Below are 24494 nucleotides of genomic sequence, written 5' to 3' on the forward strand. Positions count from 1 at the left end.
GAATCCGGAGGTACAGCCCATGATTACTGTACGACATGCACAAGATCGCGGTCAGGCCAGCTTTGGCTGGCTTGACAGTCAGCATACGTTCTCTTTTGGTCATTACTATGATCCGCAGCAGATGGGATTTTCTGCACTACGGGTGATCAATGAAGACAAGGTTCAGCCCGGTGCCGGGTTTGAGACTCACGGCCATCGCGATATGGAAATTATCAGCTATGTTCTTTCCGGGCAGATTGCGCATAAAGACAGTGAAGGTCATATACAGGTGCTGCCTGCCGGAGAGTTTCAGCTGATGTCGGCTGGTTCGGGGATTTTTCATAGTGAATACAATGCCTCGGATTCGGAGACATTACATTTTCTGCAGATCTGGATTGAACCGGATACGTTGGGTATTCAGCCCGGCTATCAGCAGAAAGATTTTGGTCAGTCTGCCGGACTGACACCGGTAGCAACGCCCGGCGGAGACAACGGCACGTTACGTATCCGTCAGGATGCGACTTTGTCTCAGCTGATACTTGAGCCTGATTCAGAGTTACAGGTTGATATATCAGCCGGGCGGAAGCTTTACATTCATCAGATCGAAGGACAGTTGCTGTCCGGTTCAACGACGCTGTATCCCGGTGATGGAGCCAAAGTGGAGAATCAGCAACAGCTGATGCTGCGCAATCAGGGATCTGAACCGGTGAAGGCGCTGGTGTTCGATCTGCCCTGACGCTTTTGATTGAGTCCCGGACCGGGAAATGCAGGCATGGTAAAGTGAATGCCTGCAAAGCGGGGAGCTGTCAACGTATGTTCATGCAACGAATCGTACCGCAAAACAAGAGGCCTTTCAGTCACCGGTATGATGCCGGTGTGCCGGCGTTTCCTGATCAGCGATGTGTCGTGTTTGTTGATGGAATGTGTGGCGCCTGTTCCCGGATGGCCCGGTGGATTGCAGCCCATGATCGCAGGCAGGAGTTTTTGATTTGCCCTGTACAGTCTGGCCTGGGAAACCGGGTTCTGAATCACTATGGCATTGATGCAAAAGCACCTGACAGCTGGTTATATCTCGAAGAAGGGAACGCCTATACCGGGTTGGATGCGGTGATTAAAATCACCGCCAGAACCGGTGGGGTGTTGCGGCTCTTGTCTCTGCTCAGTCTGCTTCCGGCCTCTTCACGCCACCAAATTTATCAGTGGATTGCCCGCAACCGGTATCGGTTTTTTGGCCACAGGGATATTTGTACAATACCTGATGAGGCGCTGCGAAGCCGTTTACTGGATGATGATTCTCTTCCCGGTTCGCGGTCTGACTGCCCCGGTTCCTCTCTTTAAGGACAGGACTGATGGTGACGGGGCTGATGGTCATCGCGGAATATCGGTTGTTTCAACATCAGTTCAGCGTTTGATGCAAAACGGCATTTTCTCCGGCCCTGACTGTTGCGGTGGCACCGTTGATTAACGTCAGATTAGGCGGCTGGTGACCGATATCCATGTCAATGATGACCGGAATCCCCAAATCAGTCAGATACTGGCTGAGTACTTCATGGTAATGCAGGCTCTGCTCGCTCAGTGGCTTTGCAGCAGCGCTGCGGCCGAGTAACAACCCGTTAATCACTGAAAATACTCCCCGGAATTTCATGTTATGAATCGCACGAACCAGTGCCGGCGGTGACATTTCAGCATTTTCAAGATAAAGAAGCAGGCCTTCCGGATAGGCTTTTGCCAGCATTTTGAGATCGAGAAAGGGCGTATCAAACAGGTGAATCATGGTGTCCCAGCAGCCGCCAATCAGCCTGCCCTGTATTGATGTTCCTGTGTGCGGTTTCACCAGCCACTGCCAGCGGGTGGGCTGATCGGTCCGGAATCCGGCTGTCGGATCAGTGACAAAATCAGGCCAGTCTGTTGCGTATGATGTGGTGGCTGTCTGGGTAAAAGATTCACCGGTTGCGGTTGCCAGATGTTTCAGGGTGTGGCTGGTGAGTGGATCGGTCGCTTTTGGCGTCAGGTCCATCAGGTTGGAACAGTGTACCGTCGCCCATCCCAGCTTTGCAGTCAGAACCGCTGTCATTGTACTGATGTCTGAGAATCCCAGAATCCATTTGGGCCTGACTTTCTGCAGCTGTTCAAAATCAAGTAAAGGCAGCAACTCAATGGCAATTTCTCCGCCCCATGGTGGGTAGATGGCGTCAATGTTGTCATCCAGTAAAAATGACATCAATTCATCTGCCCGTTGTCTGGCCGGAGCACTGACATGCTTTGTCTGTCCATACAGACATTCGCCGGCAATCACATTAAATCCGGCAGAGAGCAGATTTTCCCGGACAACCTGAAAACGGGCCAGATGCTGTTTCGCGATGCCGGCCGAAAATGCAGTAATTGCAATGGTACTTCCGTGTTGCAATGGTCTGGGGTATTTCATCGGTTTACTCCGTCAGGTGAGCGGGTCAGGGATTGGCCAGTCTCAAATGAAGATATCATATAATAAACTTTATGTGATTGTTTTATTTCTGAAAAACAGCAACCGCGATGCTTGTCTCTGACGATTCAATTGTTCAGGTTCCTTTTGTTTTGATGTCATGCCGTTGTCACTTTCATATCAGACAATTGCTCATTCAAGCATAAAAATAAAGACAAGGAATATTTGATGAGCAATGCAATTTCTCGTCGCCGTTTCCTGGAGTTGTCAGCGAAAGGATTTGGTGCGGCTGTGATTTCTTATGGATTGATGGGATGTAACAGCCAGAGTAATAACGATACGGTGTCTGCCACTTTTCAGCACGGGATAGCCAGTGGTGATCCGCTCACGGATGCGGTGATTTTATGGACACGGGTCACCCCGGAAAAGGATGGTCAGGTGCAGGTTGCCTGGGAAGTGGCAACCGATCCGACATTTACCCGAATCGTCACCAATGGTAATACATTAACCGATGCGTCACGTGATTATACTGTGAAAGTCGATGCCATTGGACTGGATGCCGGGACAAACTACTATTATCGCTTCTTCGCCGGTGATGTTCAGTCTGTGACCGGTGTGACGAAAACCCTGCCTGAAGGCGATATCAGCGCTGTAAAACTGGCGGTTGTTTCCTGTTCTAACTTCCCTGCCGGGTACTTCAATGTCTTTGATTTGGCTGCACAGCGTGATGATCTCGATGCCTTATTGCATCTGGGAGATTATATCTACGAATATCCACGTGGCGGTTATGCCAGTGAAAATGCAGCATCACTGGGACGCGAAGTGTTGCCCGCGACGGAATTGCTGAGTTTAAGTGATTACCGGACCCGGTACGCGCAGTATCGTACAGACAGCAGCCTGCAAAAAATTCATGCCAAAGTGCCGTTTATTACGGTTTGGGATGATCATGAAGTCGCCAATGATGCCTGGCGCGATGGGGCTGAAAACCATAATGATGGGGAAGGCGATTACGATACCCGTAAAAATGTTGCGACGCAGGCTTATTTTGAATGGCTGCCAATCCGCCCGTGGCGGGAGGGAGATCACGAAGATATTTACCGTAGCTTCAGCTTCGGTAATCTGGTGGATTTACACATGCTCGATACCCGTCTGCTGGCGCGGGATAAACAGTTAAGTTACAGCGACTATACCGATGACAGCGGTAATTTTGACCAGGCCGGATTAACGGCGGCATTGAGTGACTCAACCCGGACGATGCTGGGAGCGACACAGCTGGCATGGTTGCAGCAGCAACTAACGGCTTCAACGGCAACCTGGCAGGTACTGGGGCAGCAGGTTTTAATGGGGACCATGACGCTGCCTGCCGCGATTGTAACCGGACAGATGTCGGTGACAGATTACGCGACATTAGGTCAGCTTGCGCAGCTGGCAGCCAGACAAACAGCCGGTGATACCACGCTCACCGATGAAGAACTGGCTTATCTGGCGGCCAATCAGGATCAACTGACCGATGAAGTGCTGACTTTGCTTGGCCTGCCGGATATTCCATATAACCTGGATGCATGGGATGGTTATGGCTATGAGCGCGAAGTGTTGCTGCAAACGTTGAAATCGCTGAATAAAAATACCGTGGTGATTGCCGGTGATACCCATAATGCCTGGGCGAACAATCTGACTGATGCCAGTGGGGATAAAGTCGCGGTTGAGTTTGCGACCAGTTCGGTCAGTTCTCCCGGTATGGAAACTTACTTAGGGTTTGGAGCGTCAGAAGCGCAAACTTATGAAAGTGCCATTACAGGCATGGTGGACGGATTACAGTACACAAATTTGCTGGAACGAGGCTATCTGCTGCTGGAATTAACGCCGGAACGGGCCAGTGCAACCTGGTATTTTGTGGATACGATTTTATCAACCACATACAGTGAGCAAACAACCCGTCGCCGCCAGGCTTATATGATGGCGGGTGATCCACAGCTGGTGATGGATGTGTAGTTATTTTTAAATATCTGCACCTTGCAGTGGTATCGGCAATACCGGATGTGTGGTGCAGATTATTTTGTGATGAATGACTTTCGGGCGAGATTGATTGGCTCCTGTCCTGCGTTACTGATTTTCAACGTAGAATGACTATGTTTGCCCCCTTTTCTTATAAAGGAGGTGTGCCTTGCTCAGAAACCAATCAATGCTCGCTGAATATGCATCTTGAGGTCACTTGGGTATATACGGGTATATATTGTCATAATGCGGCCTTTATCAAACTATCTGATATATTGACATGGTTAATTTATCCGGCTTCTCATTTCTGTAATTGATTAATTACAATTTTACTTCTATATAAAAATAACTATTTATATAGAAGTTTTTAATATAAATAAAAAATATGTTTCCCACCCAATTTATTAAAATCAGCATCCATTTTTTTGAGTGTCGATATTTCACATTATTCCATGTCCGGCGTGACTAAATATAAAACTTCATCTATATCTGAAACCTATGTTTTGGATGATCAGTATATTGTCCGGTAATAATCATTCATCAGAATCACGCATGAATCATTGATGAAAAGAGACCGGGAAATGACTCATCTGCCTGAAATTGTGAGCATTCAAACATCCGGAGCATAGATAAGCACCAGTTCTGAACCATTTCAGAGTCGTATAACTGGTTTGATATTCACAAAAATAATAACGAAAAAACAGGATAGAACATGAAAATAAAACAACGTACAGTCAGAGTGATGATACTTGCATCATTCGCCGCGCCCATGGCTTTCGCAAGTCCGGTTATCTATGCCGGATCACTCTCGAATCAACTGTCACCGGCACCACACAGTACCCATGTCTACGAAGATACGACATTCACGCTCACCTTTGACAGCACACCGGCAAAAGGCAGTGGCTCCATCCGTATTTATAACGCAGATAATGATCAGTTAGTCGACACCATCAATGTCGGGACCGACACCGATAACATTGGTTACAAAAATGTCAGAACCCTGAAAACTTATTCTGTAAGGGTTCGCGGCAGGCAGGTCCATATCACGCCTCATGCTAAAAAGCTGCAACGTGGTCAGTCCTATTATGTGACTGTTCCGGCCTCCGCTTTTACCGGGGCAAAAATCGCCGGTCAAACATTCAATGGCATCGACCGCAACACTGACTGGGTCGTCAGTACACGCGCCAGTCTGCCGGATGTGAACAAAACAACGATTGTTGTTGATGATAACGGCTCACAGGCTGATTTCCGGACCGTACAGGGAGCCATTAATTTTGTACGCCAGTATCACAGCAATAATCAAATGGAAATATTGGTAAAAGCAGGCACTTATGAAGAGCCGCTGTATATCTATAAGCAAAACAATCTCACCATCCGGGGGGAAGGAAAAAATAACACCATTATCACCTATAAGAATAACAATAATCTTAACTCTGGCACATCCGGCCGGGCGTTACTGCTTGCTTACGGTTGTGACATGTTAAGGTTAAAAGACCTGACGATAAAAAACAGCACGTTAGTTGCCGAAGGGGGACAGGCTGAAACCATTTATTTCAACAGTTCAAATGGTCGTCTGATTGCTATGAACAGTAACTTCATCAGCGAGCAGGATACGTTGCTGCTCAAAGGCTGGACCTGGTTCTATAACACCATGGTGGCAGGTAATGTTGACTTTATCTGGGGCTATCCGCATGTGTCCTTATTTGAGAACAGTGAAATCCGCACCGTCGGCGATTCCCGTGGCAAAAATCATGGTGGATATATTTTACAGGCCCGGGTGCCGGATAAATCAGACAAAGGGTTTGTCTTTCTCAATTCAAAACTCACCCGCGGTAAAAGTGTCAATGGCTACTCTGTTCCGGATAACAAAACGTATTTAGCCCGGAGTGGCGGAAAATCCTCCTACTATGATAACGTCGCTTTTATTAATACCCGGATGGATAAACATATCAACACTGCCGGATGGAATGGGTCACGGACGCCGAACCCATCTCAGGCCGATAAGCATGCAGGATGGCGTGAATACAACAGTCAAGATCTCTCGGGCAATCGTCTGAATGTCTCATCGCGGTTATCAAATGCTTACCAAATGACCAGCAATGATGTGAATAACGGATATAAAAACCGTCAGCAAATCTTTGAAGATTACAATAACGGTTCGGGCTGGAATCCACAGAATTAGCTTTTTACCGGCATGATGACAGAACAGTTTACGGGCCGAAGTATGGCCCGTTTTTCGTGACGCTTCTCACTCTGAGCAGCTTTACTGATGCGAAAAATAATGCGTGGGTGTAGTGCCCAGCACTTGCCTGAATACACTGATAAAAGCGCTGACACTGTCATAGCCCAGCTCAAATGCAACCACAGTCACCTGCCGCCCTTCTGCCAGCAATTCAAGTGCCCGGATTAAACGCGCTCTTTGCCGCCAAGCCGTAAAGGTGTAGCCGGTTTCGGCGACAAATTTCCGGCTCAGGGAGCGATTAGAAATACCACTCCAGTCAGCCCATTGTTGCAGACTTTGTTTATTACCCGGATCCCGGAGCAGTGCCCTGGCAACACGTATCAGCCTGGGATCTTTGGGCATCGTCAAACCAAAAGGCTCAACCGGGGCGACACATAATTCATCGAGAATCACCATGGCTATCCGTAACTCGCGCTCACTGAGTGTTTCACCCTGCCAGTCTGATGCCCGCATCACGGCTTCCCGCAGTAAACGGGTGATTTTGACTAAACAAGGTTGCCGGGGTAAATCTGTGCAGGCAGGACCGGAGACATAGCAGCTCCAGCTTTCAACCGCACCATGGCTGTAACCAAAGTGGGGAACGCCGGGGGGCATCCATATCGCGTGCTCAGCCGGAACGATCCAGGTTCCGGTTTCGGTTCCCAGAGTGAATACCCCCTTTCTCAGACCTGAGAGTTGCCCTCTGGCATGTTTGTGTAACCCGGAGCTTCTCTCGACGGGTTTTTCATCACAGATGACAAGAATGAAGGGTTCAGTGGTATCAGACTGAGCCTGGCGCAGTTTTTCTTCGGACATGGCGTCATCCAGCAATTGATTGGCATGAATAACTTAGTCATGCCGGATTGAAAAAATTATACTCAATTTTTTAGCGTGACAGAAGACAGGAGAACGCTGATGGAACAAGATCATACGACGCTTAACGATGCAGATCTGGACTTACTCTATGATCCGCCCCCGGAACATATTCAGCAGGGCGTGATGTCTGAACTGATTTCCTTCCATATTGACTACCTTGCCAGGGCGACATTTTTTTGTCTCGCAACCGGACGGGAAAACGGGTTGGATGCCTCTCCCCGCGGTGGTCCGCCGGGTTTTGTAAAAGTGTTGGATAACAAGACTATCGCCTTCGCTGACTGGCCGGGAAACAACCGGATTGAGTCGATGCGTAATCTGGTCCATGACAACAGGGTCGGCATGTTGTTTCTGTTCCCCGGTCTGATGGTGTTTATGCGCATTAACGGCCATGCCCGTTGTACCAGCGATGAGACCATTTGCCGTCAGTGTGCTGAAGGTCATCAGGTGCCTAAAACGGTCACTATTATTGATGTGCGGGAGGTATTTTTCCATTGCGGCAGAGCAGTGAGCCGTGCCCGGTTATGGCAAACCTCATCTCATATTGAACGCAGCAGTGTACCCAGTCCGGGCCAAATGCGTGCGGCCATGACTCAGCAGGGGCCTGAAGTCGCAGAGAAAATTGACGAGACATATCATCAGCAAATGAACCAACAACTATACTGACCTCAGGATGCAGGGTGAACTGTTGTATCAGGATGACCGTTTTGTTGAAAGGCGCATTACTGTTGTTGAATGACATGTTAGTATAGCGCCTTTCAACTGCCCCACATTATACGAGTCACATGAGTCAAAAAACAAAACCGGCTAAATCTGCAGCACCTGCGATATCGACTTCAGAGACGAAGGTTGTCAAGCTCTGCTCCAAAGGATTGCATCCGCGCAACAAACATCAGGGACGTTATGATTTTCCGGCGTTGGTGAAAGCTCTGCCCGAACTGAAAAAGCATGTGACTGTGAATCCGAAAGGTGAACAGACCGTAAACTTTTCTGATCCTCTGGCGGTGAAGTTACTGAATAAAGCGCTGCTGAGCTGCCATTATCAGGTCACGATGTGGGATATTCCTCAGGGATATCTTTGCCCGCCGATTCCGGGCCGGGCGGATTATATTCACCGGGCGGCTGAATTACTGAAAAAAGACCAGCCGGGTCTGGACATGGGTCAGATCAGGGCGCTGGATATTGGTGTCGGTGCGAACTGTATTTATCCAATCATTGGTGTGTGTGACTATGGCTGGCACTATGTTGCCAGTGATGTTGATCCGGTCTCGGTAAAAAATGCCCGTCGAATTGCTGAAAGTAATCCGGTGCTGAAGGGGAAGATTGCATGTCGGTTACAGAAAAACAGCCGGAATCTGTTCAAAGAGATCATCCAGCCGGGTGAGTGCTATCATATGACGACCTGTAATCCGCCGTTTCACAAGTCATTGCAGGAAGCTATGCAGGGAACCCGGCGAAAACTGAATAACCTGAAACAGAACCGGACAAAACGGGGTCAGACCGGGGAGAAGAAGCACCATCAATACCCCGCTCAGTCCTCACTTAATTTTGGTGGTCAGAAAGCAGAGCTTTGGTGTCCGGGCGGTGAAGCTGCTTTTATTAAAAATATGGCGCTGGAAAGCCGTGAGTTTGCGTCACAGGTTCTGTGGTTTACCACATTGATTTCGAAAAAAGAGAATGTACGCTGGATGCAAAAACAACTGACAAAGGCGGGCGCGCAGGAGATACAGATCGTCGGGATGAGCCAGGGGCAGAAGACCAGCCGGTTTATGGCCTGGACGTTTCAGACCGCAGCGCAACGTCAACAATGGCGCACGCGCAAACAATAGTCAGGCGGATTCACAGGTCAGCACCAGTTTGCAGCGCGCTGGTATTTACCGGATGTTTATCGTGTATATCCTGACTATTTTTCCTCACGACTTTACCGGTTGCTTTGATCTTTATTGTCCGGCTAAAACCTGATTCATTTTCAGTTGTTGTTCAATTTGAGTGACTACACGCTCCGACTTGTGTGGCAAAATTTCCGGCCTTAATCCAATCATCTGAATGTGGCATTGATAACTGTCACAGTAAAACATATCGGGAGATCCGCCCAGCGGATAACCACCAATCTTGCGGAACAGGGCAGCACAGCCTTTTTCTGTCCGGGCAAATGTTATCCCTTCCGCCTGATGAAGAATCCGGGACAGTGCATTAATTCCCAGGCTTAACCGGGCGCCACAGCCGAGTTTACGTCCGGTATTTTTGACAGACATTCCGCCGATATAAGCCAGTGGTTTTTTTCTGTGACGGAGGGTTTGAAGATGTGAGTGAATAGTGTGTAAGTGACTGAGATAAAGTTGCTGATGAGGGAAGGTCACTCCACCAAACTCAATCATACGCTCTGCCGATGGAAACGCTTCTGCCTGTTGGAAGAAAAACATTCGCACACAGCCGAGCATCTCGCCTGAACTCTTCTTTCTGCCAATTAAGTGCCAGGCTTCTTTGTCTTTTTGCAGATAATCCGCTTTGTTTTCTGACTGAGATATCATGCCTTCTTCAGTGTAAACCTGTTGTCGTAACTGGCGGACCGCTGTGATCAACTGCTCATAGGCTGTGGTGTTGACCTGGGTGTGCGTAAAAAATTCTGCTGCCTGGTGTGCGGAAGGGGCTAAAAGTTGTAATTCAAAATCCCGTTGACTCATCATTCATACCTGCTTTCGGATCTTATTCAAGAAAGAAACCAGTATGAATATGCCATTGATTTAATGCAATTATATTAATATGTTCGAATCACCCACTGCTGAGAGCGTGGTACATTTGACCAGCAAAATGGCATTGCAGCCCACAGCAAAGCTATTACAGTTGCCCGGAATCATGTTCTGTATTGGATATCAGGTGTGGCTGCACGGGCCGGGGTGGCATCTATACATGACTCAGAAATGCTACACAAGATGTATCAGAAGGTTGAATAGATTCACCAAAAGCCTGTTAAAATAGACGATGTCGATAAAGCGACTCACTGACATTATTCAGAAGCTCGTCATGATGAAGGTGAAACAGGACGAATTGATATCTGCCAGTCATGGTAATGTTTGATTCGGTATGTATTCCCACAGAGGACTGTGGGAACAAGGGTTACGCGACGAGGTCAGAGGCTGACCGCAGCAAATCACACGGTGTATTCAATGATAAGAGAGTATAGATATGGCAATGTCTAAAGCTGAACTGGAGACCAGACAATGGTTAAACGATGTTGTTATTGGCCTGAACCTGTGTCCTTTTGCTCATAAACCAAATAAAAACAACCAAATCAAGGTGGCTGTTTCTGCAGCGACATCGGAAGAGCAATTGCTGGAGTTTATATTACTCGAACTCAGGGAGCTGGACAGCAAAATGCCTGAAGAGCTGGAAACCACTCTGGTCGTTGTGACCGGTATGCTGGCAGATTTTATGGATTATAACTTCTTTTTAGACTGGGTCGATGCCTTGCTCAAGCAGGAAGACTATGAAGGTATTTACCAGATCGCGAGTTTTCATCCAGACTACTGCTTTGGTGGCACTGAACCGGAAGATGCCGGGAACTTAACCAATCGTTCACCCTATCCGACAATCCACTTGATACGCGAAGCGTCGATGGAAAAAGTGCTGAAACATTACCCGAATCCGGAAGCCATTCCCGATAACAACGTAGCCAGAGTAGAAGCTTTGACAGACAAGGAAAAAACCAGGCTGTTTCCTTATCTTATTCTCTGAACTTATTCTCTGAACTCAGGTGATTCCTGTCATTGTTTGTGTATGACATCGGGTGTGGCATCCGTATGACGTTTTGAGTTTTGGGTTAGGATGCATGTCCTCGTTGGTCATGCGGCACTTGGTATCAACGGATTTATGCAGTTAATCATGAATTCAGGCTGTATTATCCGCTATCTGGAATTCGATCAGTCTCCGGAATGAAATGCTGATATGGTTGCGGAGAAATCGTAGGGATTTATGAATATGTAACTAATTGAATTAAAATGCAATCATATTGAAGGTTGACAAAAGTATCCTGCCTGGCAACCAGATTCTCTGAAATGAAAGTTTAGTTAAAAATTTTACCCGTGCGGACGACATGTCTGGTTCGCGTTATTTTAATGCGGTGACGTCCAGGTTGATGATTTCTTTAGCGTCTGTTTTTGTTCCGCGAAATATGGCGCTGTTGATACGCTGAATTGTGACCCATTCATCCCGAAGGCCCGTTTTACATATCTCACACTATTGACCAAACTATCTATAAGGCCCGAAAACAGATGGGAGACTGGGTATGCGTCAAGTTAAGTATCTTATGCTGCAATGGAAAATGATATTGCAATGGAAGCATTGGCTGTGGATTTTGCTTCTTCCCCTGGCAACAAATGCACTCGCTCATAAACATAAGAATGAGGTAACAGAGCTTCGCCCCGGAACGGTGATCTACCAAATTGATGCGAATGCTTCTCCGGATGATCTTAAAGGGCTCAATGCGCTGTTAAAAAGCCAGGGGCTTGTTTCAGAGCGGACACTGGAAGGGAGCCAGATAGTCATCGCAACTTTTGAGCACCATGGCCGGGAAAAAGCCATTGCTAAGATTATCGATAAGAGTGGCTACGTTGCCTTTGCTGAGCCTGACTATATTGTGCAGCCCACATTACAGCCAAACGACACTTTTTTTTCTTACCAATGGCACCACAATAATGTGAACAGTCCGCAGGCGTGGGACATCACAACCGGAAGTAACGCTGTATTAGTGGGGGTGTGTGATACAGGCTTTGATGTGAATCATCCGGATTTAGGGCCTAACCTGAGGACAGATCTGGCTTATAACGCCAATGATGGTTCCGACTATATTTATGACGCCAACGGTCATGGAACAGGGAGTGCAGGGACATTAGGTGCTGTTGGGAATAACGGTATCGGTGTTGCTGGTGCGAACTGGAACGTGGATATTATTCCTGTCCGGATTGCGATTAGTGATCAGAACAGCTCTGCCTACATTTCGACCATGGCTGCATGTATCGAGTATGCTGCTGACAATGGTGCCCGGGTGGTCAATCTCAGTTACGGTGGTATCCAGTATGAAACCATAGATGCAGCTGCTCAGTACTTACGTTCAAAAAATGGTTTGTTGTTTATGTCAGCGGGTAACAGCGGAGAGGAACATGATACCTATCCGGATTTTACCAGCTTTATTGGTGTCGGGGCGACCGATCGTAATGACAACCGGGCCAGTTTCTCAAGCTGGGGGACTTATGTTGATATCACCGCGCCTGGTGTGGATATCGCGACCACCTATCCGGACAATCAGTATGTTTACTACAGCGGAACCTCATTTTCTTCTCCATTAACTGCTGGGATTGCGGCGTTAATGGTTGCAGCCAACCCAGCCATTACACCGGCAGAAATTGAGACCGGGCTATTCGCGACTGCGGCAGATATCGGTGCACCAGGTGATGATAATGTGTATGGCCATGGCCTCGTCGATGCCTACGCTGCCGTGATGTATGCGACGAACCTGAATCAGTTAGTTGCACCTGTGGCTGATATTGTGGTCAGCAGCAACTCTGTGCCATTTGGTAGCTCTGTTAACTTTGACGCTTCCGGTTCAACAGACGGCGATGGTTCGATTGTCTCATACCTGTGGAATTTTGGTGATGGCACAACGTCAGCCAGCGTGATGGCAACGCATACTTATGCTCAGGCTGGCAGCTATCAGGTGAGCTTAACCGTGACCGATAACGATGGTTTAACTGATGCGGCCGTGACCACTATTCAGGTGACGAACGCGCTCCCCACGCCAGTACTTCAGATTAACAACCCGGCTGACAGCTATAACATAGGTGAAAGCATCTTCTTTGTGGGTTCAAACTCAACGGATTCAGATGGCACCATCGTGAGCTACTTATGGGAGTTTGGTAATGGTGATACCAGTTCTTTATCCGATCCAGAGTACGCTTTCGCATCGGCAGGGACTTACACCGTGACGTTGACAGTGACGGATAATGCCGGTTCACCCAATAGTACCGATGTGATGGTGACTGTGGTTGATCCGTCTGCCCTGAATGTACCCGGTGGATTAGCGGCGAGTGTTGACGGGCTGGCGGTGACATTAACGTGGCAGGACAACAACACCAATGAGGCAGAGTATGTGGTTGAGCGGGGCGTGAAATATCGTGGCAGAATTCGTTTTGAAACTGTTGCGGAGCTGCCGGCCGATTCCACAAGCTATGTTGATACGGTGCCGGACACCGGAGATTTCAGGTATCGGGTGATTGCAAGAAACTCTGGCGACGAAGCCATATCTGAGACCATTACTGTCACAGTCGATTCAAATACGAATCCAGAGCCTGAACCTGGCGGTTTAGCGGCACCAGATAATCTTGCTGTTACCCCAAGTGGTGTGAATATCAGTCTGAGCTGGTCGGATAATTCTGATGATGAGCTGGGTTTCTATATTGAACGCGGTTTGAAGGTCAAAGGGCAAATAGAATTTGCACTCATCGGGCAGGTTGGCGCGAATGATACCAGTTTTACAGATAGCGGGTTTAGCGCATTACCAGGTGGTAACTACTCATATCGTGTTCAGGCCTATAAATCAGGAGAGGTATCCGGCTACAGTAATACCGTAGAAATTCGCAAGAAATAGTGATTAATAAGCAGAGAGAAAACAAAAAGGGCCAACCCGTGAGGGTCGGCCCTTTCCAAACGTTTGGTGGGCTGGCGTCATCTGAAGTTTGATTCTAATGCTTTGATTTTTAAAGATAAAGGTGTGATGAAAAATAGTTTTGGGTAACTGATTGGGTACTAAAATTTATTATCGAAAAGTGTGACGCCAATCTGATTTGATGACGATTTTAAAGAGCATCACTTCACATGGGTAAGTATCCCCAGTCTTCGTAGCTTTTTCGCTTAGTTCTCTTCACAGACGTTCCTTTATTCTTTCTTTTGATAACTCTTTTCATTTTTCGGCAAAGAAGTTGAAATTGCTTCTCTACATACTCCTCATCTCTCAGTTTAGCCACTGAAGCTACTGACCAGCCTTTTAGAGTGAATTTTCTTACACGCTTAACACCGTTCTGCTCATAAAGCTCGGCTGACATTGGTGGCTCATATCCCCAATATTCTAGGAATCTCATTGTCGATTTGTCGGAATATCCTTCATTCTCACGATATTTAACTATTCTATGTACTTGTTTGAGATAGAGTGCGTGTTTGGTTGCCCTACGCTTTTCAAGTGAATTTTCAAAGTAACGTTCTATACAGTCATCGATGATGGCGGATAAATTCTCGTTTTTCCCGAGTTCATTTTCATTGAATCCCATTCTAAGTCCTATAGTACGGAGCTTATTTATAGATTCTTGATTAAGGTGGTACTTCTTTGTAACCAATCCAGACTCTTTCCTCCTATTGGTTACATAACGCTGTCTAACTGCATCATCTGAATCACTCATTATTTCCTACTCTGTTAGCTCAGTTTCCTTGTCAGAAAATTATAGATAAACGTCAATTATAAATATGTGAGGCTCACTAAAAAATCAATTCAAGTTCATGAATTTATTGTACTAAATTTCATTTTATACATTGTGAGGCTCACGGTTTTTTGTGAGCCTCACTTAGTGAAAAAATGAGTGTTAAGCTTATACACGTCCCAAAGGTAATGAGTGAAAGAGGTAGAAGATGCTGAGTGAAAGGTATTTAAAAATAGAGGAAGTTGTGAAAGTAACTTCTTATAGTCGTGCTCAGATATATCGACTAATGAAATCAGGAGAGTTTCCGAGTTCGTATAGATTATCGAAGAATCGAGTTGCATGGAAAGAAACAGAAATACGCAATTGGTCAGAAAACAGAAAGAGCACAACTCTAATGGTTGAGTTAGACCGCTCTCAGAAACTATTGAAAGAGGTTTGGGGATAATGGTAAGTGTGATTGATCTTCCTAGCTACAGTCTTGATGAATGTAGCTGGCTATCCAGTGAACATGATGCGTATGAAGAGAATGATTATCGGATCGCATTGTTACGCGAGTTGGCTGATGAAGTGTATCTAAACAGAGGAAGACGTTATTCGACCGGAGATTTACATGAGTTGGCGGACAAACTAGAAGCGTGTAACGAGGAGATCATTGCGTGCAAAAGCTTGGCATGTAAGAAGTGCAATCGAAAATTCAAGATCGAAAGAGTGAACGATATCGTCTCTGCGATGAAGCTAGAACAGGAGCATGGGTTAGAATTTGAGTACGGTATCTACACCATATTGCAATACTCTCGCTCTGTGAGTGCATATGCTTTTATTGATTATGATGTACCTAAAGATAAAGACCGTATCCGAAAAATTCTCTCAAGATGTGGAGTGATTGGTCCTGTAGTTGGGTCTTTTGAACTTGATTTTCATGAAAAACCTCAAAGATGGTTGACGCATTACCATCTCCTAATACGCCAAACAGGGAATGAAGACGCTATCAGTGAACTCAAGAGTCGTGTACAGAAATTACATCCTATAAACATAAAGAAAAATAGGTGTGCTAGACCATTTATGGAGCAAAAGTTAAGTGATGCACACGAGCAACTCAGTTACATCCATAAATTAACAAGTTTTGAAGTTAGAGACTACAAGACTCTTTTTGGTAAGAAAAGAACTCATAAGCACCGACTTAATAAATTGATGTTTTGTGAGTCTCTTTGCTGGCTAGATGGGCTAGATAGAAGAACCTTGCCTTTTCAATGGCATGCAAGAGCGTGGCTAAAGCAGTCCAAAGTGTAATTAATACAAACGGCAGATTAGCCCAAGTTATCTAAATGGATAACTTAAATTAGCACTTTTAAGGAACATCCACTTCAACACTAGTCATCTTTTCATGACGAGTAAGTGAAGAAGAATTCAGGACACTCTCTTAAAATCATCTTCCACTAGCACAAATCGGCTTAACCACGAATATCATTATATAATCGAGAGGCAGCACTTAACTGACACCAAATATCTTATTACGCTCTTATGGCTAATTGCTATAGTTGAAACCTCGTAAGACAGAACCAATCATTGTCCGATAAACATTGATATAACCCAGTCTGCCAAGAGTTTTTATTATTAGCTCTATGACTTACTGCCGTTTCCCTCAAGAAGCTACGTAATTCTTCTCCACCACTGACTTCGTATACTCGACGCATCATAAACTCCATTCCAGCAAGCTCTTCTGCTGCGTGAGAAGCATATAGTTTTGCGAGCTTAAATGTTTCAAAATGATGCTCAATTCTGGTTTGAGTTAGGGGCTCACAAGCGTTTTCTGGATCAATAAAAAACTCGATATTGACGGGAATCCTTGTGTCCACGGTGTTTTTCAAGATAGTTGTCATCATCTGCTTAATATTTAAGCTGCTTTTTCTTCGTCAATTTCTGGTGTTTTGTCCGGGTTTAATTCAACCTTACCAACTGGCTCACAGTTCCTGATATTTCCTGACCAGCGCGCTGGATTCGCCTCTCGGTGTAACATCAAGACCTGTTTGCGGTTTTCTAAAATCTGTTTGTCTTTTCCATGATGACGCTCATCTGGCGTCACGTAATTGAGCGCACTGTGTTTGTGCTCCGTGTTATACCACTGAACGAATCGCTCTACCCATTCTCTGGCATCGTTCAGACTTCTAAATCCATTTGATGGCCATTGCGGGATATATTTCAACGTCCGGAACAGCGATTCCACATAAGGGTTATCATTACTCACCCGCGGACGGCTGTAAGAAGAGAGCACGCCAAGCTCTTCCATTTTTGCTTTCAGTGTCAGGGACTTCATCGGGCTGCCGTTATCTGAGTGCAGGACCAACGCCTGTTGAAAACATTTTTCCCGGAACACTGTCCGTTGCAATAATTCTGACGCCAACTCACCACATTCGGTTTCATGCACCTCATAACCCACGATTTTCCGGCTGTAAATATCTTCAATCAGATACAGGTAGTAAAACTGACCACGTACCGTTGAAGGCAGATAGGTGATATCCCAGGTGTGGACCTGATTTGGCTGTGTCGCAGTATAACTCGTTGGTTTTACAACTTTTTGTCGGCTCTTCTGGCGACCTCTCCCGGTCAGCTGTCCTGCTGCTTTTAAGACCCGGTAAAAACTCGATTCACTGGCAATATATTCTCCTTTATCCAACAAGGCCGGAACAATCTGCGCGGGCGGCAGACTGGCATATTCTGCAGTATTACAGATGTCGATAATCGCCCTTCGTTCCTGCTCTGAAAGCTTGTTGACCGGCGCCGGTCTCAATGCCTGTGGTCTTTGATCGGCCTGAACCTTTCCACCCTGATACCAGCGGCGGTAAGTCCGTAAATCAATCTGCGCTTCATCACAGGCTCTGATTAACCGGCAACCACTCTGGCAGGCTTCATGGATCAGTGCTATGAGACTTTTCCTGTCTTCGGTTGAGGTCAGTCGTCCCCGGGATCTTCCCCGTAAAAGGCTCTGAGCTTTTTTCTCAGCACCAGTAAAGCTGCAGTTTCAGCGAGTGCTTTTTCTTTATGTCGCAGCTCTTTTTTCAGGGCTTTGATTTCCTGTTTATCGGCCTTTGCCTGTTTTTTCGCTTCCGCTTCCCTTTCTTTAGCCGACATAAAGCCCTGCATACATTCACTGCGCCACTGATGAACCTGCTCAGGGTACAGGCCTTTTTCACGGCAGTACTGACTGAGCTCTGCTTCAGTCATAGAAAGGGTGTCGGCAACAACGGCCAGTTTGGTTTGTGCGGACCATTGTGAAGATGAAGTATGACTGTCTGGCAAAACGACTCCTGATTCTCTGAATGCTTTTCGCCAATTGTACAGGGTTGCTTCACAAATCCCTTCTTCTTTTGCCAGTTGAGCGACAGAAAGTGAATGTGGGGGTAACATTTTTTTCAGGATCGCTTCTTTTCTTTCTGGTGAATAGCGGGTCATCATTCCTCTTTAACCTCCCCTATGACTGGTTAATTTTTAACAGTGGCAACTATTCTGACAGAGGGGGTCCACAAGCTTAGCTTTCAACCAAGAAAATCCTTCCACATCATCATAATATGGATGAAGAGTCTCTTCATGCGCATACCTTGGAATACCTTCGCTTTTTGTTTTATTGCAATCCTGACAAGCGGGTATTAGGTTTAGTGGGGAAACAACAAGAGTCGGATAATGTGCTTTCGGTAAATGGTGATCCAAAGTAGAAACGGTTCTTTGTGAACAAAGAGGGCACTTACCAAAGAGGGGTAACGACATTAGTTTGTCATAGTATTCACGGCCAGGAGCTAGCTTTTTGGCCATCCTGTTTGTATATACTTTTTTCATCTCATCGGTAGTGACTCCGTTGGACATATTACTTGGTTGCATTGTGTGAAGCATCGCTTCGCCAACTTTGCTATCAAACTCACGTGAGGCATCATGTATTTCTTGTTTACATGCTTCAAGACGTTGTTTTAAGCCTTGATCCTTAATTCGCTCAATACACTTTTCAAATACGGCAATAGTGTCATCTAAAGGTTTCTCAAGCCTCCTCATCTTTAATCTCTCTTAGTTAAATCGTGTTCTTAGAATTCCCTTTGCTTCCACGCCAAGCTGGCCTCCGAAACTATCTAGAGCTTCTTCGTAGCTGCCGTATTGTTCAGCAGCTTCATTGAGAAGACTGTGGAAACCTGACGCTGTATGTTCTAAGCCAAATACTTCCCTTGTTAATGTCCCAACATTTTCACCGAATGATTCCATTTCCAGTCTTTCAGCTTTAGCAATTCTGCCATTTCTCCACAGTCTCCAAGCACAACTCCACGGAACTTCTTGAAGGACTACTGGAGAATGTGTAGCAATTATTGAAACTGCATTTCGGTTGACAAGTAGATCGGACAATGAGCGGATAAACGCAGAGAGCAAAGGTGGATGAAGATGGGCCTCTGGTTCATCTAAAAAAACTAAGCTCTTTTCTTCGATCGTTTCTACCAATCGAGTTATTGTTAACAATACTATCTTGTGGCCAGAGCTTAAGTTTTTAAAAACTCTACCAGCTATGTCTTTAAACTCATCTTCGTTTTGAAATCTAAGAATTGCAGAGACATCTATGCTCATAAACACAGGATCTGACTCGAGCTTTTTTATGGCACTTTTCCAGCGTTCAATTTTGTTTCCTGCTTTACACGCTAGAACACTCTTCAAAAATTCATTTTTCAGAATTATTGGACTCTTAGGGGGAGGAGGACTTTCGTTAGCTTTACGCACGCGTTTTAGTCCTACATAAGAAAACTGGATTCCGGATGATTTATCTTTTCGTTCCGGTAGTGGTTCCGTTTCATCAAAAGCACTAAAAGTTACAGAAACAACGTTTGAAAACAGTTCACCATTTAAAAATTCATCTAAGGATGAAAATGTCCCAACTTTGTTGGTTTTAGCATTTTCATCAATAATGGAGCTGATCATGTTATTGATTAAGTGAGTTTTACCGACGCCATTTCGACCTATCAATACATGTATATTTGTAGGAGGGTTGCTTTCTGGTTTTACATCAAAGGTCAACTCTAACGCTTCTGTATTATCAGACTTTTGTTTGGGAGCATTGTATTTAAAAGAGTATGCTGAGAGCCTTGCTCCACCGTTTGCCAACCTTCGAAATTGCCCTTTGATCGAGGTCACACTAACAGAGCGTAGAAGAGAAACACTAGTTACTCTTTCTTTCATTGCTATTTCAAAACTATCTTCACTTAATGCAATGTCATTCAATGCGTTGAGTATTATTGAGCGTTTTTCTTCACCTAGTTTGTTCAGTTCGTCATAATAGCTATCATCTTGGCCCAAAGAAAAAAAACTGTTATCCAGGTCGCTAAATTTGTTTGGAAGATCTGGTCGACGTTGATCTTTAACCATGTCAACTTGGCCAACTTTAGTGGAGCCTATTTTATGATGCTCTAGATTGTTGTCTACATAAGCTATTGCATAAACAGTAGAAAACTCAAACCAATCATCCCAGTTATCCTCATAAAGATATACAGTATCACGTTGTAGAGCAGGTAAAGAGCTCGAACTGGGTACTATGATAAAGTCCATTGTTTTGTCCTATGCGCTTTTTTCTTGTAGATCTGTTACGAGATCTTCGGTACTTTCCTGCGACAAGTCATCTAATTTGATGTTGAGGCGATCTAAAAGATAATTATTTGACAAATCGAACTCGTCAAAAATAGTGTACCAATCCTTGACATAACATTTAATTTTGTCGTCGTAAGTAACAAGGCCAAATTCAGCTTTATCTTTTAAGTTGTTCATTCTTTGTTTAATTTGAAAGTCATCCTTTGATATTTTTCTTCCAATTAGTATGATTTCAAAAAACATTTTTGAACTTGCAAAAGAAGGGTGCTTCGCAATTATTTCACAATAGTCATCTACTTGCTGGAGGTGCTTTTTATTTAATGATACGCCAGGTCTCTTTATTTCAACGATTACGCATTTGTATACATGCTCTCCTTTGCCGTTGAAAGCAGGGACTTTTCTTGCTAAAAATAAATCTACTTGACGGTTTACTCCTTCAACAACTAGACCATTTTCGATATCGGTATCAGAGATTATATCTATGTCTTTGACTTTATCTCTTAGATTTTTGGCAATTGAAGTAAAAGAATCTTCTTCTGCTCCTAAAGTCGTATATTGGGGACCAAATAACCATGTATTGCTTTCGATAATCTTTTGCAAGTCAGGGGTTTCAAGCACTTCTGAGAATCTACAATCCATTACCTCTCTAAGTTGATGGATTGCTTGTTGTCTTCTTTGTAGTATTTCAATAGTACTGACAATATTCTCAAACGTAGTTTTTTTAAGCTGTTGTGCTAATTTGTTAATACTCTGTGTGTTTAAGTCTAATACACCATCAAGAACTTCTAGTATTGTGTCGTTTTCATTTGATACCAATACTTTATCTAACAGTCTAATAAGAACCTTAGCAGGTTTTGCACTTAGTCTGTTAAATACTTGAGGATCGGCAAGATATATATCTTTGATTACTTTCTTAGTGTTTGATTTTCGCCACTCAGCGTATTCTTCATCTACACCAGAATATATAGGGAAATAGCCTTTGTTATCGAATCGTTCGATTTCTTCATCAACAAATTTTCTTAAATAATCGCTATATATTTCTCTCTGAAATGCAGTCATTTTCTCTAAGAGAGATCTGATGATTTTATTGTTTTTCTGAGCCTCAGGATCTAAATCTAGTAATTCAGGTTCATAACTTTCAAACCATGGTGAAAACGCATAAGCACTCGTATAAAAGGAAACTTTATTATTTGACTTGCTTAGGTATTTTGAAACTATCCGGTTACCATCTTCAACTAGGTAGTTGTGAGATTTTTCAGAGCTTGGTTTATCATCCCAACGCAAAACAGATATGTTGAAGTCCACACTGTTGATGGAAACAGTTTTACGATGTAGTTCATGTTTTGGTATTTCGATGGTTCTACCATTCAGTAAGATTTTACGATCTGTATTGAGAGCTAAGTACCAACCGAATTCCTTACTTAACTTTGAAGACAGTTCCTGTTCTAAAGGTATTTTTTTGTTAAATTGTGAAAGAACGACACATGTTCCTGAGACATAGTTAGTTAAAGCTGGGTGCTGATCATTTTTGTCTAGATAGGTACCATCATAATCTCTGATAGAGTCAGCTTTAATACTAATCTTTGCATCATAGTTGTTTTTTTTGGTGTACCAACATGCAGAGCCACACATCACATGGAAAGCTAAGCGTCCTTTCCCTTGTGATCCATGCTTATCGTCATTGTTCTTTTTTGTAGATTCATTGAATTTTTCGAAACTACTCTCAAGACTTTCTAGATCAATACCATCTCCATCATCTTGTATCTCGATGAAATCCAATCCATCCATATCGTTGTAATGGGTGTTTACTTCTAATGTGCGAGCATTGGCATCAAAACCATTCCAAACTAGCTCGAAAATGGCGTTGACTGGTTCAAAATTTTTGAAGTGTTTTTTGACACCAATATCTGTAATAGCAGCAGTACCATGAAAAGATTGCACCGACGTTTCCTCTGATTGTACTTATTATCTTTGTATCATATGTAACAGAGTTATTTTGTCACTTATCTGTAGACGATGGAAACAAAATTACCTTACAGAATCTTGATTTAGATCTCATTTTTGGAATGTTCACATTTTGTGAAATGTTGTTTGAGATTTATATAAAAACCTTGTGTTTTTTAGTTGGATAGGCTTTTAATATTGTTATTAAAGTAGGGAGGCGTTAATCAAAAATTTAACAAAGGTTTTCAGTAACTAAAAGCCGTTGTGTTCATATTGGAGTAACGCTGTTTAACGGTAGTCTTAAGATAAACGAAAGAGCTAAAACTACTAAGCTATTCGGCGGCTATATCACTTCGCACAACAACTTTCCCTTACAAGTAAGCTAAAAATATTGTGCTAGCTTGTGTTTGTGGCTACATGGAACTCAGTTAATTTAATTCATTTTTCGTTAGAATTTGCGTAGTTCTTTCATGAGTTCTCATATTAAATGCTTTGTTGAAATGTCCAATAATTATCGGTACTACTGTAAGAGTTACTTAAGTATAACTTTAAGCTTGGTAGAGGTCTCACTACCTACTTTGGTACATTTCACTTAAGAGACAATGTGAGACATTGAAAATTGCAAACTTCATTTAGCTCTTTGATTCTGGTTGTTATTGTTCATCAAGGCGTATGTTGAGGTTTAATGTCTGTTTATTTGTTACATTTAGGTGAACTATTACTCATGCCACAATTGCCAATGGCACCTTTGTGCTCGATGCGTTAACAATATGCGTACTCCACCAATCCATTAGCTCTCTTCTGCGTTCAAGGTAGTCTGTGCGGCTATATGCGCGATGTGTATCGCTACCGATAAGGTGAGCAAGAGAAGCTTCAATTAAAAAGTAGTCGTGTCCAGCTTCATTTAGCGTTGAGCTAGCGATGGATCGAAGCCCATGAGAAACCAATCGACCACCAAACCCCATACGCTTGAGAGCCATATTAGCTGTTTGGCTATGCATTGGTTTTTTAGGATCTTTTATTGATGGAAAAACATATTCACTATTTACTTTCATTGAATCCATTATGCTTAACAGGCGGATAACCTCTTCTGTCAAAGGCACTCGGTGTTCTTTGCGTTTTTTCATTCTTTCTGAAGGTATTGTCCAAACTCGATTATCTAAATCGAATTCTGACCATTTAGCTCCAGCTGCTTCATTGGGTCTGGTCATGGTGTGTAGTTGAAACTTGATTAGGCATCGTGTAGAACGCTTAATACTCGCTTCAGCTAGTGTAGTCATTAATTCCGGTAATTCTTGTGGTTCTAGTGCTTTCATGTGCTGTTTCTGAGGCTTTTTAAAAGCAGCTAAGATGTTGCTTATTGGATTTGCCTCAATTAGTCCGCTGTGCATAGCGTAAATCATGACTTCATTTAGTCGTTGAGATAATCGTTTCAGGGTTTCTAAAGAGCCTTTAGCCTCTACCACCTTTAGTGTTTTGATCACAGACTGAGCCGTAATCATAGAGATAGGTTGTGAGCTCAAAGATGGAAAAACATGCAACTCAAATGAGCGCCAGATATCCTTTGCGTAATCTTCAGTTACTTCTGATTTCTTTTGTTCCATCCACTGCTGTGACACATTGAAAAGCGTGTGCTGATGTATAGCCTCGGTTTTTTCCTTCTCTGCTTGTTTGTGGAGCTTTGGGTCAATGTCTAGTGCTACTAGCTCACGGTGGCCTTCTGCTATTTTTCGCGCATTAGCTATCGATAGTTCTGGGTATTTGCCTAAGGTCATATTGCTGCGTTTTCCCGTAGCAGGACTCTTGTATACGAAACGCCAAGACTTAGTTCCATTTGGCATTATTCTAAGCTGAAGTCCTTTCCCATCACTGGCGATTGTCTCTTTGCCTGCGGGTTTAAGGCTTTTTACTTTTTTGTCTGTCAGTGGAACTACACGTCTTCCCATTATTTCACCTATTTAGTACCCAAAGTATCTTGGGTGAG

At 44.3% G+C, this 24494-nt stretch carries 19 protein-coding genes; 10 read left to right on the forward strand and 9 right to left on the reverse strand.

The window, feature by feature from the left end:
- The first annotated feature begins 19 nt into the window (after window positions 1–19).
- Both OCV29_RS05605 and OCV29_RS05610 read left to right on the forward strand, forming a co-directional pair.
- Window positions 20–715, forward strand: coding sequence for a pirin family protein (locus OCV29_RS05605; RefSeq protein ID WP_073604819.1), 696 nt, complete (start codon window positions 20–22; stop codon window positions 713–715).
- Between the two features lie 77 nt (window positions 716–792).
- Window positions 793–1317, forward strand: coding sequence for a thiol-disulfide oxidoreductase DCC family protein (locus OCV29_RS05610; RefSeq protein ID WP_217653317.1), 525 nt, complete (start codon window positions 793–795; stop codon window positions 1315–1317).
- Between the two features lie 58 nt (window positions 1318–1375).
- Here OCV29_RS05610 and OCV29_RS05615 read toward each other — a convergent pair whose 3' ends face one another.
- Window positions 1376–2404, reverse strand: a complete 1029-nt coding sequence (locus OCV29_RS05615) for a S66 family peptidase (protein ID WP_073604820.1) — start codon at window positions 2402–2404, stop codon at window positions 1376–1378.
- Between the two features lie 225 nt (window positions 2405–2629).
- Between OCV29_RS05615 and OCV29_RS05620 the strand changes: the two genes are divergently transcribed.
- Together OCV29_RS05620 and OCV29_RS05625 are read left to right on the forward strand one after the other, a co-directional pair.
- Window positions 2630–4393 carry an alkaline phosphatase D family protein gene (locus tag OCV29_RS05620; protein ID WP_073604821.1) on the forward strand — a complete coding sequence of 588 codons (1764 nt, stop codon included), beginning with the start codon at window positions 2630–2632 and terminating at the stop codon, window positions 4391–4393.
- A 715-nt stretch (window positions 4394–5108) separates the two neighbouring features.
- The gene (locus OCV29_RS05625; RefSeq protein WP_073604822.1) at window positions 5109–6578 is read left to right on the forward strand and encodes a pectinesterase family protein; all 1470 of its coding nucleotides are present in this window, start codon (window positions 5109–5111) and stop codon (window positions 6576–6578) included.
- A gap of 81 nt (window positions 6579–6659) precedes the next feature.
- Here OCV29_RS05625 and OCV29_RS05630 read toward each other — a convergent pair whose 3' ends face one another.
- Window positions 6660–7433, reverse strand: coding sequence for an AraC family transcriptional regulator (locus tag OCV29_RS05630; RefSeq protein ID WP_073604823.1), 774 nt, complete (start codon window positions 7431–7433; stop codon window positions 6660–6662).
- 99 nt (window positions 7434–7532) lie between these two features.
- Between OCV29_RS05630 and OCV29_RS05635 the strand changes: the two genes are divergently transcribed.
- Both OCV29_RS05635 and rlmF read left to right on the forward strand, forming a co-directional pair.
- Entirely contained in the window at window positions 7533–8156 is a 624-nt protein-coding gene (locus tag OCV29_RS05635) for an MSMEG_1061 family FMN-dependent PPOX-type flavoprotein (protein ID WP_073604824.1), read from the forward strand.
- A gap of 119 nt (window positions 8157–8275) precedes the next feature.
- The gene (rlmF, locus tag OCV29_RS05640; RefSeq protein ID WP_073604825.1) at window positions 8276–9319 is read left to right on the forward strand and encodes a 23S rRNA (adenine(1618)-N(6))-methyltransferase RlmF; all 1044 of its coding nucleotides are present in this window, start codon (window positions 8276–8278) and stop codon (window positions 9317–9319) included.
- A gap of 111 nt (window positions 9320–9430) precedes the next feature.
- Here rlmF and OCV29_RS05645 read toward each other — a convergent pair whose 3' ends face one another.
- Window positions 9431–10177, reverse strand: coding sequence for a GNAT family N-acyltransferase (locus OCV29_RS05645; protein ID WP_139281640.1), 747 nt, complete (start codon window positions 10175–10177; stop codon window positions 9431–9433).
- A gap of 499 nt (window positions 10178–10676) precedes the next feature.
- Here OCV29_RS05645 and OCV29_RS05650 point away from each other — a divergent pair, with 499 nt between their 5' ends.
- Entirely contained in the window at window positions 10677–11225 is a 549-nt protein-coding gene (locus OCV29_RS05650; RefSeq protein WP_073604827.1) for a DUF1415 domain-containing protein, read from the forward strand.
- A 550-nt stretch (window positions 11226–11775) separates the two neighbouring features.
- Window positions 11776–14133: a S8 family serine peptidase gene (locus OCV29_RS05655; RefSeq protein WP_073604828.1), complete on the forward strand. Its 2358-nt coding sequence runs from the start codon at window positions 11776–11778 to the stop codon at window positions 14131–14133.
- A 223-nt stretch (window positions 14134–14356) separates the two neighbouring features.
- Here the strand turns inward: OCV29_RS05655 and OCV29_RS05660 are convergent, their stop codons facing one another.
- On the reverse strand, window positions 14357–14938 hold the full coding sequence (locus tag OCV29_RS05660; RefSeq protein WP_073604829.1) for a hypothetical protein: 582 nt from the start codon (window positions 14936–14938) through the stop codon (window positions 14357–14359).
- 226 nt (window positions 14939–15164) lie between these two features.
- Between OCV29_RS05660 and OCV29_RS05665 the strand changes: the two genes are divergently transcribed.
- Together OCV29_RS05665 and OCV29_RS05670 are read left to right on the forward strand one after the other, a co-directional pair.
- On the forward strand, window positions 15165–15401 hold the full coding sequence (locus OCV29_RS05665) for a helix-turn-helix transcriptional regulator (protein WP_073604830.1): 237 nt from the start codon (window positions 15165–15167) through the stop codon (window positions 15399–15401).
- A complete protein-coding gene (locus OCV29_RS05670) occupies window positions 15401–16246 on the forward strand; it encodes a hypothetical protein (protein ID WP_073604831.1) in 846 nt (281 codons plus the stop codon). The genes OCV29_RS05665 and OCV29_RS05670 overlap by 1 nt, the downstream gene beginning before the upstream one ends.
- A gap of 604 nt (window positions 16247–16850) precedes the next feature.
- Here OCV29_RS05670 and OCV29_RS05675 read toward each other — a convergent pair.
- The 5 genes from OCV29_RS05675 to OCV29_RS05695 all read right to left on the reverse strand — a co-directional run bounded on the left by OCV29_RS05675 (window position 16851) and on the right by OCV29_RS05695 (window position 24456).
- Window positions 16851–18406 (reverse strand): IS3 family transposase gene (locus OCV29_RS05675; protein ID WP_370737238.1). Its coding sequence is split into 2 segments (ribosomal slippage): window positions 16851–17953 and window positions 17953–18406, totalling 1557 coding nucleotides; the frame shifts between segments, so codons are not numbered across the junction.
- 36 nt (window positions 18407–18442) lie between these two features.
- On the reverse strand, window positions 18443–18997 hold the full coding sequence (locus tag OCV29_RS05680; protein ID WP_175561541.1) for an HNH endonuclease: 555 nt from the start codon (window positions 18995–18997) through the stop codon (window positions 18443–18445).
- 12 nt (window positions 18998–19009) lie between these two features.
- Window positions 19010–20527, reverse strand: a complete 1518-nt coding sequence (locus OCV29_RS05685) for an AAA family ATPase (RefSeq protein WP_073603908.1) — start codon at window positions 20525–20527, stop codon at window positions 19010–19012.
- 9 nt (window positions 20528–20536) lie between these two features.
- Window positions 20537–22507, reverse strand: coding sequence for an ATP-binding protein (locus tag OCV29_RS05690; RefSeq protein WP_073603907.1), 1971 nt, complete (start codon window positions 22505–22507; stop codon window positions 20537–20539).
- A gap of 725 nt (window positions 22508–23232) precedes the next feature.
- Entirely contained in the window at window positions 23233–24456 is a 1224-nt protein-coding gene (locus OCV29_RS05695) for an integrase domain-containing protein (protein WP_073603906.1), read from the reverse strand.
- Window positions 24457–24494: the final 38 nt, after the last annotated feature.

Source organism: Vibrio aerogenes (genome assembly GCF_024346755.1).
Classification (GTDB): Bacteria; Pseudomonadota; Gammaproteobacteria; order Enterobacterales; family Vibrionaceae; genus Vibrio; species Vibrio aerogenes.